This window comes from Paracoccus alkenifer (assembly GCF_900108405.1).
In the GTDB taxonomy this organism is placed as follows: domain Bacteria; phylum Pseudomonadota; class Alphaproteobacteria; order Rhodobacterales; family Rhodobacteraceae; genus Paracoccus; species Paracoccus alkenifer.
On the sequence record NZ_FNXG01000001.1, the window covers coordinates 743,187 to 758,851 of the forward strand.

General features: G+C 65.2%; 17 protein-coding genes and 1 tRNA gene. 7 read left to right on the forward strand and 11 right to left on the reverse strand.

Annotated elements, in window-relative coordinates; genetic code table 11:
• The first annotated feature begins 6 nt into the window (after positions 1-6).
• From BLW83_RS03505 to BLW83_RS03515, 3 genes are all read left to right on the forward strand, one after another.
• Positions 7-231 (forward strand): helix-turn-helix transcriptional regulator, encoded by a 225-nt coding sequence (locus BLW83_RS03505; protein WP_090845516.1) that lies wholly within the window; start codon positions 7-9, stop codon positions 229-231.
• An 84-nt stretch (positions 232-315) separates the two neighbouring features.
• On the forward strand, positions 316-1,272 hold the full coding sequence (locus BLW83_RS03510) for a DNA-primase RepB domain-containing protein (protein ID WP_177172475.1): 957 nt from the start codon (positions 316-318) through the stop codon (positions 1,270-1,272).
• Entirely contained in the window at positions 1,269-2,294 is a 1,026-nt protein-coding gene (locus BLW83_RS03515) for an AAA family ATPase (RefSeq protein WP_090845520.1), read from the forward strand. The genes BLW83_RS03510 and BLW83_RS03515 overlap by 4 nt, the downstream gene beginning before the upstream one ends.
• A gap of 895 nt (positions 2,295-3,189) precedes the next feature.
• Here the strand turns inward: BLW83_RS03515 and BLW83_RS03525 are convergent.
• The gene (locus BLW83_RS03525; protein WP_143042730.1) at positions 3,190-3,570 is read right to left on the reverse strand and encodes a hypothetical protein; all 381 of its coding nucleotides are present in this window, start codon (positions 3,568-3,570) and stop codon (positions 3,190-3,192) included.
• Positions 3,571-3,884: 314 nt separating this feature from the next.
• Between BLW83_RS03525 and BLW83_RS03530 the strand changes: the two genes are divergently transcribed.
• Positions 3,885-4,097, forward strand: coding sequence for a hypothetical protein (locus BLW83_RS03530; protein WP_090845524.1), 213 nt, complete (start codon positions 3,885-3,887; stop codon positions 4,095-4,097).
• A gap of 109 nt (positions 4,098-4,206) precedes the next feature.
• Here BLW83_RS03530 and BLW83_RS03535 read toward each other — a convergent pair whose 3' ends face one another.
• From BLW83_RS03535 to infA, 6 genes are all read right to left on the reverse strand, one after another.
• Complete coding sequence (locus tag BLW83_RS03535) at positions 4,207-5,700, reverse strand: reverse transcriptase domain-containing protein (RefSeq protein WP_090845526.1); 1,494 nt, start codon at positions 5,698-5,700, stop codon at positions 4,207-4,209.
• A gap of 471 nt (positions 5,701-6,171) precedes the next feature.
• Positions 6,172-6,247 (reverse strand) — tRNA-Phe (locus BLW83_RS03545).
• Between the two features lie 75 nt (positions 6,248-6,322).
• Positions 6,323-6,508: a DNA gyrase inhibitor YacG gene (locus tag BLW83_RS03550; protein ID WP_090845530.1), complete on the reverse strand. Its 186-nt coding sequence runs from the start codon at positions 6,506-6,508 to the stop codon at positions 6,323-6,325.
• Complete coding sequence (locus BLW83_RS03555) at positions 6,505-7,581, reverse strand: ribonuclease E/G (RefSeq protein WP_090845532.1); 1,077 nt, start codon at positions 7,579-7,581, stop codon at positions 6,505-6,507. Before BLW83_RS03555 ends, BLW83_RS03550 begins: the two co-directional genes overlap by 4 nt.
• Positions 7,578-8,168, reverse strand: a complete 591-nt coding sequence (locus BLW83_RS03560) for a Maf family protein (RefSeq protein WP_177172487.1) — start codon at positions 8,166-8,168, stop codon at positions 7,578-7,580. Before BLW83_RS03560 ends, BLW83_RS03555 begins: the two co-directional genes overlap by 4 nt.
• Before the next feature lie 20 nt (positions 8,169-8,188).
• Positions 8,189-8,407 (reverse strand): translation initiation factor IF-1, encoded by a 219-nt coding sequence (infA, locus tag BLW83_RS03565; RefSeq protein ID WP_090845536.1) that lies wholly within the window; start codon positions 8,405-8,407, stop codon positions 8,189-8,191.
• 238 nt (positions 8,408-8,645) lie between these two features.
• Here infA and BLW83_RS03570 point away from each other — a divergent pair, with 238 nt between their 5' ends.
• The gene (locus BLW83_RS03570; protein WP_090845538.1) at positions 8,646-10,562 is read left to right on the forward strand and encodes an OmpA family protein; all 1,917 of its coding nucleotides are present in this window, start codon (positions 8,646-8,648) and stop codon (positions 10,560-10,562) included.
• A 106-nt stretch (positions 10,563-10,668) separates the two neighbouring features.
• On the opposite strand, the gene BLW83_RS03575 is transcribed toward BLW83_RS03570, so the two are convergent.
• Genes BLW83_RS03575 through dapE form a run of 3 tightly spaced genes read right to left on the reverse strand, consistent with a single transcriptional unit; the run spans position 10,669 to position 12,721 of the window.
• The gene (locus BLW83_RS03575; RefSeq protein WP_245728601.1) at positions 10,669-11,175 is read right to left on the reverse strand and encodes a hypothetical protein; all 507 of its coding nucleotides are present in this window, start codon (positions 11,173-11,175) and stop codon (positions 10,669-10,671) included.
• Positions 11,172-11,585, reverse strand: a complete 414-nt coding sequence (locus tag BLW83_RS03580; RefSeq protein WP_090845540.1) for a GNAT family N-acetyltransferase — start codon at positions 11,583-11,585, stop codon at positions 11,172-11,174. The genes BLW83_RS03575 and BLW83_RS03580 overlap by 4 nt, the downstream gene beginning before the upstream one ends.
• Positions 11,582-12,721 (reverse strand): succinyl-diaminopimelate desuccinylase, encoded by a 1,140-nt coding sequence (gene dapE, locus BLW83_RS03585; RefSeq protein WP_090845543.1) that lies wholly within the window; start codon positions 12,719-12,721, stop codon positions 11,582-11,584. The genes BLW83_RS03580 and dapE overlap by 4 nt, the downstream gene beginning before the upstream one ends.
• A 270-nt stretch (positions 12,722-12,991) precedes the next feature.
• Between dapE and BLW83_RS03590 the strand changes: the two genes are divergently transcribed.
• Together BLW83_RS03590 and BLW83_RS03595 are read left to right on the forward strand one after the other, a co-directional pair.
• Positions 12,992-14,623, forward strand: coding sequence for an acyl-CoA dehydrogenase family protein (locus BLW83_RS03590; RefSeq protein WP_090845545.1), 1,632 nt, complete (start codon positions 12,992-12,994; stop codon positions 14,621-14,623).
• Positions 14,624-14,763: 140 nt separating this feature from the next.
• On the forward strand, positions 14,764-15,189 hold the full coding sequence (locus BLW83_RS03595; RefSeq protein WP_090845547.1) for an META domain-containing protein: 426 nt from the start codon (positions 14,764-14,766) through the stop codon (positions 15,187-15,189).
• Between the two features lie 18 nt (positions 15,190-15,207).
• Here the strand turns inward: BLW83_RS03595 and BLW83_RS03600 are convergent, their stop codons facing one another.
• Complete coding sequence (locus tag BLW83_RS03600) at positions 15,208-15,651, reverse strand: PACE efflux transporter (protein WP_090845549.1); 444 nt, start codon at positions 15,649-15,651, stop codon at positions 15,208-15,210.
• Between the last annotated feature and the right edge of the window lie 14 nt (positions 15,652-15,665).

Sequence of the window (15,665 nt, forward strand, 5' to 3'; positions counted from 1 at the left end):
ACCACCATGAAAATCGACGACGGTCGCAAGACCATAGCCACACGCGCTGACCTCAAGCGCCTTGGCATCGACGTGAGCAATACGACCCTGCTGCGCTGGGAGGCCCGTGGGCGCTTCCCTCGGCGTATCAGGATGGCCGGAACCAGCGTTGCGTGGTTCCTGTCCGAGATCGAGGACTGGCTTGCCGAACGCGCCGCCGAGCGCGCTCGCACGCATTACGCCGAATACTAACCGGCGATCCCCCTGACAGCCGCCATAGAGCAGCCATGCGCTTTCGCGTGTGCCTCGTGGTGTGCCCGCATGAAAGAAAACCCAATGGAAAAGCACAAGTACAGAACCGAGTTTCCGGCCTTGATGGTCGAAAGCGCATCCGAGCGCGCCGTGCTGCAAGACCAGTATGATTTTCTCTGCGACCTCTGGTACGCACCCGCGATGGCCGGCCCCGACATGTTCGGGAACCTGTGTTTCCGCCGTAAAGGCACCACCAAGATGATCGACAAGTTCGTTCCCCTGCGAGAAGAAATCAGGATAGACCGCCTTCTCCGGCGCTATGACCGGCACCGTTTCGATCAGTATTTTAGTCCCAGCGTCTATTCGCGCCCAAGCCGGAAAATCGGCGGTGTGGTGATGACCTGCCTCGGTTGGTGTGACGTGGACGACGCTAATCCGTTCGCGTTCGATCCGAAGCCGTCCGTGGTCTGGGTAACCTCGCCGGGACGCTCGCAGGCGCTCTGGCTTTGGGACCGCCCACATTCGCCCGCTCTGGCGCAGGCGTTCTCGAAGGCGCTGGCGTACCGACATGGCGGCGACAAGGGCGGAAGCGCGCCGAACAAGCTGCTTCGGTTGCCGGGGTCGTTCAACCACAAGCCCGAGTACGACATGCCGTTCATTCCGCTTGTGCATTTCGATCCAAGCCCGATCAAGGCCCGCCCCAAGCTGCTGACGGTTCGACACGGCGTCGGCACGGCAGAACCCGAGGCGCTGGACATGAACCCCCACGCCCATGACCGCCTCGCTGTCCTGAGGAAATACCGATCCAAGCTGGACACCTCGACGCGGCATCTCATCCGGCACAACCATGTGCAGGCGCCTGATCGATCCAGCAGGATCTTCGCGATGGTAGCAGGCTTACACGAGGCAGGAGCCACCCTCGACGAGATCGCTAGCGTGATCTGGGCCAGCCCATATTTCCGCGACAAATACGGCGATGACCAGAACGCGCTGGAAACCGAGGTGCTGCGCATCATCGCGAGAGCAGGGGCAGCACGATGAAGAAAATACCCCCCTCCAAAATCAGGCGGCACCGAAACCCGAAGACCACACCGCGCCCACCGAAACTGAAACGTCTCACCGCGAAGGGAAAAAGCGGAAATGGCGCTGACGGCCCTATTGTGACCATCAGTGCCAGTGACTTGCAGACCGAGGAATTTCCTCCCCTTCGATATGCCGTGGACGGGTATCTCGCCGAGGGTCTCACCTTACTGGCCGGCAAGCCGAAGATCGGGAAGTCGTGGATGGCGCTGGACTTCGCGATGGCCGTCGCCACCGGAGACGTTGCACTCGGGAGCGTCAAATGTCGCCAAGGTCCGGTCCTCTATTGCGCGCTGGAGGACAACCATCGCCGCTTGCAACGACGGATGCGCCAACTTTACGGCGCTGTCGATCACTGGCCGCCAGGGCTGCATTTCGCAACGCAGGTCAGGCGCTTGAGCGACGGGCTGGTTGACGACCTGCGCGACTGGATCGAGGCTCATCGCCCGAAACTCGTTATCATCGACACCTTCGCTGGCGTGCGCCCTCAGAACCGCCGAGAGGGGTACGATGCCGACTATGCCGCGTTGTCACCGTTACAGGAATTGGCCGGTCAGAAGGGCATAGCGATCCTCGTCATCCACCATCTGCGCAAAATGTTGGGGGACGATCCGTTCGACATGATTTCCGGCACCACCGGGCTAACGGGCGCGGTCGATACCGCATTCGTTTTGCATCGGGGCAAGCAGGGCGTCACGCTCTATGGCCGGGGGCGAGAAATCGAGGAGATGGAGCAGGCCGTCGAGTTTGTCGGAGGCATGTGGAAGATGCTGGGCGATGCTGCCGAGGTGCGACGGTCAGAGGAGCGAAGTACAATCCTCGAAATTCTTGAGGGGTCAGATGACCCGATGGGGCCGAAGGAAATCGCGGACGCCTTGGGCTGGAAGGTGGACAACGTCAAGCAACTGCTGTTCAAGATGCACAAGGATGGCGAAATCAAGAAGAAGGGGCGCGGTCAGTATTGCGTCGCTGACGAAGTGTAACGCACCCGGTAACCTCGGTAACCTGATAACCAACGGCCACACCCAAGGTTATCGCGTTACCGAAGTTATCGCTGATCGCCGGGTGCGCACGAGAGCGACTAGGGTCCAAAAACCTCGGCAGTCGATATGACCCGTTGTCCGTCCACGGGGCGCGCGCCGTAAAAAAACGCCTCCCCCATCCCCCCTGTGGTCGCTCTATCACAGCGCCTCTGTAGGCAATGGGTAAGACGCCTCGGACCGACCCGATGACTATCTATCAGCCTGTCGGGTGCGAGCCGGACCCAAATTGTTGTGCCTTTTCATGCGGTCCGCATTTACGCTGGGTTTCGGCATCGTGCGCCGGGTTCCACTTGGGTGGCAAACTGCTTGGGCGGTCATTCTTGCACCCGTCCCTTGCGATGATAGTGGCGCAGCACGATGGCGCGGTTGAACAGGGGGAAGCCGACCCGCGGTCCGTGGGGCGTGAGCAGGGACAAGATCGCCCACAGGAACATGTCCTTGAACAGTTAGTAGAACGCGCCGAACAGCAGGGATCACAGGCGGCGCCAGTTGCCCAAGATGGTTTTCGTCTGGCCGTTGAAGGCCCACGTCGCGCGTATCGTCATGACCCGATTGCCTCGCTGGAGGTTTTCGATGCCAGCGCAATAAGATTGGGGACTGTCACCCGTCAGGGTAATTCCCGTGCCGTCGAGGAAGACCACAGGGTAGCCATGCCGATGCACCGCGCCCGCGTAGATGGCAGAGGCGCAGGGATGACCGGCGTGAGCGCGGCGCACAGCGCGCCAGCCGGGATTGCGAGGGGAACACCATGCCTGAGGCACGCCCCGGCGCTACTGGCTCATTGTAACGCTGCCGCGCGCGCGTTTCGCTCTCGATCCTCGGGGTTATTTACAGGTCATTCCGAGTTGCACACCAGCAGCCCACCATACACCCTGACGTGCTTCCAGATCAACCGTTGCTTGGCATAGGCGATGTAGGGGTGCTGGGTTTCCGGCCTGGGATCGACACAATCGGGCAGGTGCACAGCAACGAGTAAGCCAGCCGTATCGTCGTCGAACACGCCGTAAAACGTTAGGCCCCCAGCATGGTCATTGTGCCCGGTGGTCGCTGAGCTGTGGAACATCCGTATCCTGTGGTGTATGTCCTTCGCGCCCCACGTCCAACCGATGTAGACGGTATTGGCCGGTTCGCCGCGTGCGATGAAATACACGCCTGCACGATCAGGCAGGCTTGCACGGTCGCTCCACGCGACGGAATGGGACAGCGCCAGTTCCAAAAGACGCCGATCTGCAGGCGCCCTCACGATTGACTGGTGATCGAGATGTTGGATATCCGCTCTGACACGGACCTTGTGCCTATGGCCGGGCAGCCTGTTGTATAACACAGGCACCCCGACCATAGGTTAAACGTGTTCGGCCGGTTGCCCCGCCCAGTGAGAGAGGGGGTTCCGCGCCCCAACACGGCCCCGTCTGCCGCGTCGAGGTCAGTCACAACAGCGGATCGAGAAAAGCTAAAGATGTTCTGGGGTTATCTCTGACAAACCTCGGCCTTGCGTCTTATCGATCTGCATCAGCAACTAAGGAGATCGACATGACCGACATAGTGACGCTCAAGGCCATCTGCGACGAATTCAAGATCGACCCGCGCGAGGCCCGTGAACGACTGCGCGCCGCCGCCAGCGACGCCAAGGCGAACCCCGAACTGGCGAAGGCCCGCAAGCCGCGCACCCCGTGGCAGTGGGTGAAGGGGACCACCGCCGAGAAGGAAGCGCGCCGAGTCTTGCAGCCGAAGAAGCCCGCGTAGGCTGGAAACACCCCGAGTGCAGCTAGGCTAGAGGGCGCGGCGCTTCCTGTCCGCGCCTTTTTTGTTCCCCGCGATCACAAAGGGTGGCTTGAGAACAAGGATCGCATGGCTACATGATTGGCTGGCATCCGACCTGCGTTTGTTTACTTGACTGCCCCTTCGTCACTGATCGCACAATTGCAGCAGAAACCTTCCGTTTCATGTGCTTGTCAAAGCCACGGGCCTGTTGCAGGATACGGTCTCCTTTCGGACCAAACGCCTCGGCAGATCGCTTGAGGTAAGAGTAGAATGTCCAGCTACGGTAGTCGCCTGTCAGGTTCGTCTTCTTGACCTTGCTAAACCTTTGGGAAAACAGTGAGAAGTTGAAGCTGCTTATCAACGTCCCGGCATCAAGCGTCGGGTTTTTCTCGGCGTGCAGCCGTCCATCACGCTTCGCCGCACCTGCCACCTTTCTGTAGAACCGAGAGATGGTACTGTCACGCACATAGACCCGCCGCCCATCGTACCGAAAGCCGAGGTACTCGAAGCCATTCTTTGCCACCTCATCAGACCTCTGTTTTAGGTGGTGGAATTGAAGCCCGCCGGGGATGCGCTGAAACTGTGCAACGCAAGTCTTGGCGTCCTTGATACGCAGTTCCGGCCCGTGCTTGCGCATCTCTGTCGTGGCAAAGGCAATGGCCTCGCGCGCCTCTGGACTCCCGCCACGCAAGATCAGCAGAATGTCATCGGAGTAACGCATGTACCGACCGCCCCGCACCCGGGCATAATCAGCCATCACCCTGTCGAACTCTAGCAGGTAGAAGTTTGCGATCAGGTCAGAGATTGGTGCGCCTTGGGGAACGCCATGCGGGAGAACGTTCTTTTGAACGAGTGATGGGCCGTATTTCGGATCACCGCCGCAAATCTTGGCGCGGAAGTCTGAATTGGAGCAGATCTGCTTGGGCATATCGCGGAAGGGAATCAGGAATCCTAGAGTCATGTGCCCGTTCCGCTCGCGCATCCCGAAGTACCCTAGGCGTGAATAGGCAGAGCGTTGATCGACGAAGTTGTACTTGGTGATGTTCTGGAAGACCGCGTAGTGGTCCGGGGGCAGCCTCTCGACGCCCAGCAGATCGCACCAGATACGCTTGATTCTTCCGTGGTCCAAGTTCTCGAAGTACCCCTTGATGTCGAGAGCGATGGCCACGCAATCACCGAGCCGGTCGATTTCATCGAAGGCATCTTTCGCGAAGTCGATGTTGCATTTCCCACCGCCTCTCCCGGGTTTCAACACTTGGCGGTAAGCAATCGGGCAATCCTCGATACCTATCTCACGAAGGCGCGCCTCATACAGGCGGGAGAGCTTCCGGCGGTAGAAAGCAAAGATATAGGCATCACGACGCGCGCCGTACCGGATCGGGCGTGTCTTCTTGTCCGGCTTCGCCGCATCCGTCGACCGGTAGGGTTGCCATGAATCTTCATAGAGGAAGAAGGGGTAGAACGAGTTAGTCGCAACCCTTTCCCGGTCTGTGACGAGATTCCGAATTTCCCTCAGCGTGATCGGGGCATCAAAGTGCGGATAGTGCTTGAGGTTCTTGGCGGTGAAATCGAACTCGTCTTCCATCGGCCTCCGCGAGAGGGGGCAAGAGCATCAGGTCAACGCACCGACCCTTGACATCTCCGCCCCCGCCGTTCTGCAGTGTGCGTTCGTCTTCGACGTGGTCGTGTATACTGTGAAGCAACTGGCAATGTGGTATTGCCGGATTGCCGCAAAGCCGCCCGCGTGGCTGGCGAGAGGAGCCCGAATGATCGAACTCGCGATCTGCACCGGCAGCGAAACTGGCCTTGACAGTTTAAACACGTAACTGAAGGCCCCCAATTGAGCGCCATACCACATATATGGGCTTGTCGCGCCAAGGGCACAAGACTTGTGAGGTTATTTTTCGTTCTGTGGCGCGCAGGGTTGGACGGACTGCCCGGTGTCTGCTGAGATCGCTCCGAACACCGCAATGCTACCCAAGTGATACCCAAGCGCAAAATTGCGGCAGAAAGCCACACAGTCCTCCTTGTAAATACTTGTTTTTATTTGAATTTATGGTGCCCGGAGACGGATTCGAACCGCCGACACGCGGATTTTCAATCCGCTGCTCTACCAACTGAGCTATCCGGGCCCAAAGCGGCGCCTTGCGGCAACCCGTGGGTGCGGCGTTCCTAGACAAGCCGGGCGCGGCTGTCCAGAGCCAAAATCACCGGTCGTTCCCGTCGCCGTCGTCGGGGTCGGGGAACGGCGGCATCGGAGTGCCTTCGGCGGGTTCGCCGGGAATGCGATAGTCGCCGCGCAGCCAGCGCGCCAGATCCAGATCGGCGCAGCGGCGCGAGCAGAACGGGCGATACCCCCCGGCCGAAGGCTTGCCGCAGATCGGGCAGCTCACGGCTCGTCCTCGACCATCGCGGCCTCGGCCAGCGCGACGGCGACCAGCGGCACCCGGTCGCGCTTGCGGCTCAGCTCATAAAGCCCCATCGCGGTCCAGCCGACCAGCGTCGTTTCGGTCCCGTCCGCCTTGAACGCCGCGCGCAGCACCTGTTCCAGCGTGCCGCGGTCGCGTTTGGGCATGGGCGCAAAGTCGATCACCACCTGCCCGCCGAAACCGCGCAGCCGCAGCTGTCGCGGCAGGTCGCGGGCCAGCGCGATATTGGCCTTGAGCGCGGCGGCGGGCGAGGTGTCGCGGCCGGTGTTCACATCCACCGCCACCAGCGCGCGGGTGGCCTCGATCACGGCGAAACCGCCGCCGGGCAGGTCCAGTTCCGGGTCCAGAAGCCGGTCGATCACCGCGCCGACGCCATGCGCGTCAAAGGCGGCCTCGCCCTGATCCACATCGTCGGGGGGCGGGTCGGCCCAGTCGATCCAGGCGGCGCGCCAGGGCTGTTCGGCATCCACCAGCAGTTCGGGGCGGCCGGGCAGATCGCCCATCACGGCGATGGCCAGCGACACCAGCCCCTCGGCCTCGTCGGCGATGGCGTCGTCCTCGGCCAGGGCAGCGGCGCTGCGCATGACCAGCCCCAGATCCGCGGGCGCGTCGTCCAGCGCCCCCTGCCCCAGCGCCACCAGCCGGGCGCGCGCATCTTCGTCGCGGATGCGGCGCGAGACGTTCACGCCGGGCGCGCCGGGCGTCGCGATCACCGTCTGGCCGCGGAACAGCACCCGCTGGCTGACCGGAATCGCCTTGCCGTCCTCGGCCGCGCCGGTGACTTGCACGATCAGCGACTGGCCCTCGGACAGGCCGTGGGCGCCGCGCAGAAAGCCGCGCTCGCCCTCGGGCAGGCGCACAAAGACGCCGCCCTGCCCCTTGACCAGCCGATCCACCACCGCCCGGCAGATCGCCCCCGGCGGCAGCGTGGTCAGCGCCGACAGGTCGAACAGCAGATCCTCGACCCGTCCGTCGACCATCAGCGCCGCGGCCTCGCGGCCCCAGTAGCGGCCCAGAACGATCTGGCGTCCCTTCATTGCGTGATTTCCCGTATTCCATGCGGCGCGCGAACCCCGAAGGATTCCAGCAGCACCGCGGTTTCCGCCAGCGGCAGCCCGACCACCCCGGTGAACGACCCCTGCATCCACGGCGCGAATGCCGCGGCGCGCCCCTGGATGCCATAGCCGCCCGCCTTGCCGCGCCATTCGCCGCTGGCCACATAGGCCGCGATGTCGGCGCCCGACAGCGGGCGAAAGCGCAAGGTGGTCTCGACCAGCCGGTGACGCGCCTGCCCGCCCGACTGCACGGTGACCGCGGTCAGCACAAGGTGGCGCCGGCCCGACAGCAGGCGCAGAAAGGCGGCGGCCTGTGTCTCATCCTCGGGCTTGCCGAGGATGCGCCGGCCGGCGACCACCGTCGTATCGGCGGCCAGCACCACGCCCGGCTCGGCCGCCGCGATGCAGGCAGCCTTTTCGGCGGCCATCCGTGCGACATAAGCGCGCGGGGCTTCATCCTTGCGGGGATTTTCGTCGATATCGGCGGGAATTATCGCGTCGGGCCGAATGCCGATCTGCGCCAGAAGCTCAAGCCGGCGCGGACTGGCCGACGCCAGCACCAATCGCAGCCCGTCATTCACCGGCGCCATCACTTGAAGCGGTAATTGATCCGCCCCTTTGTCAGGTCATAGGTATTCATCTCGACCTGCACCCGGTCGCCGGCCAGCACGCGGATGCGGTTCTTGCGCATCTTTCCTGCCATATGGGCGACGATCTCATGGCCGTTTTCGAGCTCGACCCGGAACGTCGCGTTGGGCAGCAGCTCCTTAACAACGCCTGGGAATTCGAGCATCTCTTCCTTGGCCATGTTCTCTCCTGTCAAAGTCCACCGGATGTGGACCGCTGCCATATGCCGCCAAGTGCCGCGGTTTTCAAGAGGGCACACCGATTCTCACGACAGGACACAAGCGGGTGGTGATGTCATACAATGGTGGAACGCATCGCCGGTTCGGTGGTTCACTTGTCACAGGCCCCCTGTCCGGGGGCATGGCGCGCGTGGCAGAATCAGCTGCGCCCCCTTGTTACAGGATTGTATCGGAGCCGGAATGACTCGCAAATTTCTTCGCAACACCACCTCGGTGGCCTTGTGCATCGGCGTGGCGCTGCCGCAGTTGGCGGCGGCGCAGCCCGTGACCGACAGCATCGTTCTTGCCGCCGCGGATGAGGTGGCGCAGGCCGCGACCGCGGTGATCCTGCCGCCGGCCGACGAAGATGAGGAACAGGCCGAGCAGGCAGCCGAGGCTGACGCCGCCCCCGAGGCGGAAGCCGTGGCCGAGGCTGAGGTTGAGGCGGAGGCCGTGCCCGAAACTGACGCTGAACCGGAACCCGAGCCGGTGGCAGAACCGAAGCCCGAGCCAGAACCGGAACCCGTTGCAGAAGCCGCCCCCGAACCTGTCGCCGAGCCGGCAGCCGAGACTCCGGTAGCCGAGACCGGCGCCGCAGAGACCGCAACCGACGCCGCGCCCGCGGCTGAAACGGCCAGCGACGCCACCCCCGAGGCGCAACCCGCCACCACAGCCGACCCGGATGCCGATGCACTGGCCCGCGCGCTGGCCGAGCAGGAAGAAGCAGCCTCCAACGCAGCCGAAGCTGCCGACGCTACCGACGCTGCCGCAGCCGAGGCCGCGCCGCTGGTGCCTCTGCAAGAACCCGAGGCAGCCGAGCCCGAAACCCAGCCGGAAACGGATGCGCCCGACGCCGGCGCGCCCGCTGATGCGGCAGCCGATCCGGCAGCTGACGAGACCGAGACCGACGAAACCGCTCTTCCCGATGCCGGCGAGCTTGAGGCTGCGCTGGCCGATGCGGTCGAGATCCCCGAGGCCGAGGCCCCGACGACCGACGCCGCCCGCGAGGCCGCCGCCGCCGACACCGCCCCCGAAGCCGCAGCACTGGCCGAAAGCGAGCCGGTGACGACCACGCAAGCCGAGGCGGTGACCGAGGAAACCTCGCGCAGTGCCACCGAGGATTTCCTGACCGACCTGAAAGGCGCGCTGCGCGATGGCGGCGTCGCCACCACTGCGGCGGAAACGGCGGCCGCATCTGACAGCACCGCGTCGGACAGCAAGGACCGCAGCAATCTGGAAAAGACCCTGCGACAGGCGGTGCTGCCGGCGCTGGCCGGGCTGGTCGTGGGGCAGATGCTGTCGAACAACCGCGAGGTTTCGCTGAATACCGGCGACCGGGTGGTGGTGACGCGTCCCGACGGCAGCCAGGAAATCATCAAGGATGACAACGCCTTGCTGCTGCGCCCCGGCTCGACCGTGCAGACGCAGGAATATGCCGACGGCTCGACCCGCACCATCGTCACCCGCGACGACGGCAGCCAGGTGGTGACCATCCGCGACGCCAATCTGCGGGTGCTGCGCCGCTCTTTGATCCATGCCGACGGCCGCACGGTCGAGCTGCTGGACGATACGGTCGCGGTGCAGCCGGTGAACGTGGCCACGCTGCCGCCGCCGGCGCGGCCGATCACGCTTGCCCCCGGCCAGCAGATGACCGAGGAGGCGCTGCGCGAGGCGCTGCGCCGCGAAACCCAGGTCAATCGCACGTTCACGCTGGGCCAGATCCGCAACATCCCCGAGGTGCGGGCGCTGGTCGCGCCGGTCGATATTCAGGCGATCACCTTTGACACCGGCTCGGCCGCGATCAAGTCGGATCAGGCGCAGGCGCTGGCGGCACTGGGTCGCGTGATTGCGGAATCGATCCGGCAGAACCCGCGCGAGATCTATCTGATCGAGGGCCACACCGACACGGTGGGCGCCGACGCGATGAACCTGGCGCTGTCGGATCGCCGCGCGGAATCGGTGGCGCTGGCGCTGAGCCAGTTCTTTGACGTGCCGCCGGAAAATCTGGTGGTGCAGGGCTACGGCGAGCAGTTCCTGAAGGTGCAGCGCGAGGGCGACATCCGCGAAAACCGCCGCGCCTCGGTGCGCCGGATCACCGATCTGCTGGCGCGGAACTGAGTATCCTTGGGGAAAGCGGGGGCTCTGCCCCCGCGCCCCCGGGGTATTTCCACCAGAAAGAAGCAGCAAGCGGGCCGGGGTTTTCCGGCCCCCTTTGTTTTTGCCATCAGGGGCGGCGTTCCCAGACGGTCTGGAAAGCGTGGTCTGCGGCCAGCGCCGCGGCGGCGCGGCCAAGGTCAAAGCCGGGCAGCGCGGCGAAGGCATCGGCGAGGCTGGCGGCGCCCGCGGCCTGCGCGGGGATCAGCACTGCCTCGCCCGTGCGGCTGCGCAGCCGCCAATGCGCCTGCCCGCCGAGCCGCAGCAGGCGGATCTGGTCGAGGTCGCGCAGGGCGATTTCACCGCCCAGGGCGCGGGCGCCGAAATAGCGGATCGCGCCCTCTTCGATCTCGACCAGCCCCGGGGCGGCGATCCTGGTCGTGAATTGGCGTCTGCGCCATGCGCCCAAAGCCCAGAGCGCCGCGGCCAGCATCACCGCCACGCCCAGCGGACGAAACAGGAACCCGCCCAGCGAGAACAGCCAGCCGCCCGCGGCGAGGGTCAGCACCGCCGCCGCGAATTCGCGCCATGGCAGCAGTCTGGCGGCGAGTTCGGGGCGGATGAAGGGGCGGGTCACAGGGTGCGGCTCATGTCGCGGTGGGGGATGCCGGCGTCGTCGTAGACCGGGCCATAGGCGGTGAAGCCCAGTTTTTCATAGAACCCCAGCGCGTGGGTCTGGGCGCCCAGCCGGGCGGTAGAGACGCCGCGGGCGCGCAGTTCACCCAGCGCGGCGCGCATCAGGGCGGCGCCCGCGCCGGTGCCGCGGCAGTCGGGCAGGATCGCGACGCGGGCAATCTTGCCGTCGGGTCCGTCAATCAGCAGCCGGGCGGTGCCGATGTGGCGGCCGTCCAGCGTCGCCAGCAGATGCACGGCGGTGGCGTCGGCGGCGTCGCAGTCCAGCGACTCGGGCACGGATTGTTCCTCGACGAACACCTTGCGGCGGATTGCGAGACAGGCGGCCAGGTCGTCGGTGACGGTGATCCTCATGCGAAATACCGGGCCAGGATGGTCTGGTAGATCGCCTTGAGCTGGTGGATCTGCGCCACCGGCACCCGTTCGTCCACCTGATGCATGAAGGCGCCGACCAGCCCGAATTCCAGCACCGGGCAGTGGTCCTTGACGAAGCGCGCGTCCGACGTGCCGCCCGAGGTCGACAGCACCGGGGTGCGCCCGGTCTGTTCCGCCACCACGCCGGCGACCAGATCGACGAAGGGGCCGGGCTGGGTCAGGAACGATTCGCCGCTGATGTCGATGTCGAGATCGAACCGCACGCCATTGTCCGCCTGCACCGCCGCCGCACGTTCGCGCAGCATGGCGGACAGGCTTTCGCCCGTGTGCAGGTCGTTGAAGCGGATGTTCAGCGTCGCGCTGGCCCGCGCAGGGATCACATTCGTGGCCGGATTGCCGCAGTCGATGGTGGTCACTTGCAGCCCCGAGGGGTCGAAATGCGCGGTCCCCCGATCCAGCGGCTGCGACGCCAGCCCGTCCAGCAGCCGGATCAGCACATGCAGCGGGTTCAGCGCCCGGTGCGGATAGGCGACATGGCCCTGTTTGCCGTGGGCGGTGATCCGCGCGGTCAGACTGCCGCGGCGGCCGATCTTGATCATCTCGCCCATGTGTTCGGGGTTCGAGGGCTCGCCGACGATGCAGACCTGCATCCGCTCGCCCTGCTCGCGCATCCAGTCGAGAATGGCGGTTGTGCCGTCGCGGGCCGGGCCTTCTTCGTCGCCGGTGATGGTCAGGATCACCGCGCCGTCGGGTGGGGTTTCGGTCACGAAGTCGATGGCGGCGGCGACAAAGGCCGCGACGCCGGATTTCATGTCGGTGGCGCCGCGGCCCCACAGCACCCCGTCCAGCAGCGCGCCGGAAAACGGCGGATGGGTCCAGACGTCAGGATCGCCGGGCGGGACCACGTCCACGTGGCCGTTGAAGCCGAAGCTGCGGGCCGCACCCCTGGCCCCCCAGCGTGCGAACAGGTTGGGGGTGCCGTTGCGGTCCACGCGGGTGCAGGTAAAGCCCGCCGGTTCCAGCAGCGCGGCCAGCAGGTCCAGCGTGCCGGCATCGTCGGGGGTCACCGATGGGCAGCGGATCAGGCGGGCGGTCAGTTCGGCAGGGTCGGTCATCGCAGTCTCGAATCCATCGGCGGCAGGGGCGGGCAGAGGCGTGGACTGTGCCAGAACGGGTGGGCGCTGCAAGCCGAAGCGCGGGGGTGGTGGCGCGGTCAGAGCAGGGGCCAGCCCCCGCACCCCCGGGATATTTGAGGCAAGATGAAAGAGCCAAAGGCGGGTGCGCAATGAAACTGCGTTGCAGCATGTGACTGCGCAGCATAGTTGCGCTGCAACTGCGAAAGGTTTAAGCCCCGGGGCAATGCCTCGATCCTCGGGAATCCCATCATGCCTGACACTCGCGACCCTGCCCTGACCGCCAAAGCCGCAGCCGCCATCCTGCCCGAGCTTGACGCGCTGCTTGCTCGCGCGACCGAGGCGCTGCGGGCACGGGTCGGCGGCGGCAAGATCGATTCGGCCGCGTTGGAGGATGACCAGCACGCGGCCCACGCGCTGTCCTGGCTGGCGACCTATGTCGAATCGCTGCGGCAGCTGTCGGCATGGGCGGACCGGCTGGGCGCTGGCTTTGGCGAGGTCGAGGCGCTGATCCTGCAAATCGGTTTCGGCGAATATCTGACCCAGATCGCCGGCGGCATCCCGATGAGCCAGACCGAGTTCGCCCGGCTGTCGGATCTGGGGGTGGACTGGCAGCCCTCGGACGCGGCGCGCACGGCGATGGGCGGCAACACCCCGGCGGCTCGCCGCCGGCTGGCCGCGCTGATGCAGGACAACCACGGCCGCGCCACGCTTGGCGCCACCGGGCTGGACGAGGATCTGGAAATGATCCGCGACCAGTTCCGCCGCTATGCCGACGAGCGGGTGATCCCCGAGGCCCATGGCTGGCACCTGCGCGACGAACTGATTCCCATGGAAATCATTTCCGAACTGGCCGAGCTGGGCGTGTTCGGCCTGACCATCCCCGAGGAATTCGGGGGGCTGGGGCTGTCGAAAGCCTCGATGGTGGTGGTCAGCGAGGAGCTGTCGCGCGGCTATATCGGTGTCGGTTCCCTTGGCACCCGCAGCGAGATCGCGGCCGAGTTGATCCTTGTCGGCGGCACCCCGGAACAAAAGGCGCAGTGGCTGCCCAGGATCGCCAGCGGCGAGATCCTGCCCACCGCGGTGTTCACCGAACCCAACACCGGGTCCGACCTTGGCAGCCTGCGCACCCGCGCCCTGCGCACCGGCGAGGGCTGGGAAATCACCGGCAACAAGACCTGGATCACCCATGCCGCGCGCACCCATGTGATGACGCTGCTGGCCCGCACCGACCCCGACACCACCGATTGGCGCGGGCTGTCGATGTTTCTGGCCGAAAAGACCCCGGGCACCGACGAGGACCCCTTTCCCACCCCGGGCATGACCGGCGGCGAGATCGAGGTTCTGGGCTATCGCGGGATGAAGGAATACGAGCTTGGCTTTGACGGGTTCAAGGTCCGGGCCGACAACCTGCTGGGCGGCCAGCCCGGGCAGGGCTTCAAGCAGCTGATGCAGACCTTTGAATCCGCGCGCATCCAGACCGCGGCGCGCGCGATCGGCGTGGCGCAGGCCGCGCTGGAGCTGGGGCTGCAATACGCGCTGGACCGCAAGCAGTTCGGCAAGCCGCTGATCGCCTTTCCCCGCGTGGCCGACAAGCTGGCCTTGACCGCCGTGGAAATCATGATCGCGCGGCAGCTGACCTATCATTCGGCCTGGCAAAAGGACCACGACAAGCGCTGCGATCTTGAGGCCGGGATGGCCAAGCTGCTGGGCGCGCGGGTGGCGTGGGCCGCGGCCGACAATGCGTTGCAGATCCACGGCGGCAACGGTTTCGCGCTGGAATACGCGATCAGCCGGGTGCTGTGCGACGCCCGCATCCTCAATATTTTCGAGGGCGCGGCGGAAATCCAGGCGCAGGTGATCGCGCGGCGGCTGTTGGGCTAGGCCCCCCGCAGGCGTTGCGCGAAAGGCACGGGCGGGGCGCCGCCGCCCGCGCTCACACGTCGGTGCATGGACTTTGGCAGGTTCCGGTGGCACTTGCCCCACAATAACCTCAACCACATTATTCAGGGAGGCATCCCTTCATGACGTCCGCTATCCGCGTTGCCGCCGCTGCTGCCGCCCTTGCCGGTCTGGCCGCCTGCGCGCCCACCCAGCCGGGGCTGCCCCACGACGGCACCGGCTTTGAGGGCGGCGTGCCCTTTGGCACCTATACGATCGTCGGCTTCGGGCAAGAGGCCGTGCCGACCCGCGACGGGCATGTGCGCCTGACGCCGGGCCAGATCACCGGCCAGGGTCCGTGCAACAGCTTTACCGCGACCAACACGGCCACGCTGCCGCAGATCCACGTCTCGCAGATGCACTGGACCGACAATCCCTGCGGCCACAAGGGGTTCGAGGCCCGTTTCTTCGAGGCGCTGACCCAGGCGTCCGCCGCGGAATGGAGCGGCGGCGTGCTGAAGATCCAGAGCCCGCTTGGCTGGATGACGCTTGAGCGTTCGGGGAACTGACCCCCCTTTGCGCGATCCTCAGCGGGCCGTCCTGACGGCCCGCGCCCGCGCCTCGGGCGGCGGAAAGACGCGGTCATAGGCCCAGTTATAGGCGTAGCCGTAGATCACATAGAACACCGCAATCGCGGCATCGAACAGGAACGCTTCCCACAGGGTGAGCCCCAGCACCCAGGCGACAAAGGGCAGCAGGATCACCAGCAGCCCCGCCTCGAACAGCAGGGCATGCAGGGCGCGGATGCGGTGGGTCTTGATGATGCTGCCGCGCCACCGCAGCATCGCGCGGTCGAACATCAGGTTGTAGACAAAATTCCAGCCGGTCGCGATCAGCGAGGCGACCACCCCGACCACCCCCAGGCTGGATGCGTCAAATCCGGTCAGGATGGTGCCACCGCCGATCAGAAAGATCAGCCCGATCAGTTCGAACAGGATGGCGTGGCGGATACGGTCAAGCGTGTTGCGCATCGGGGACTCCGGTC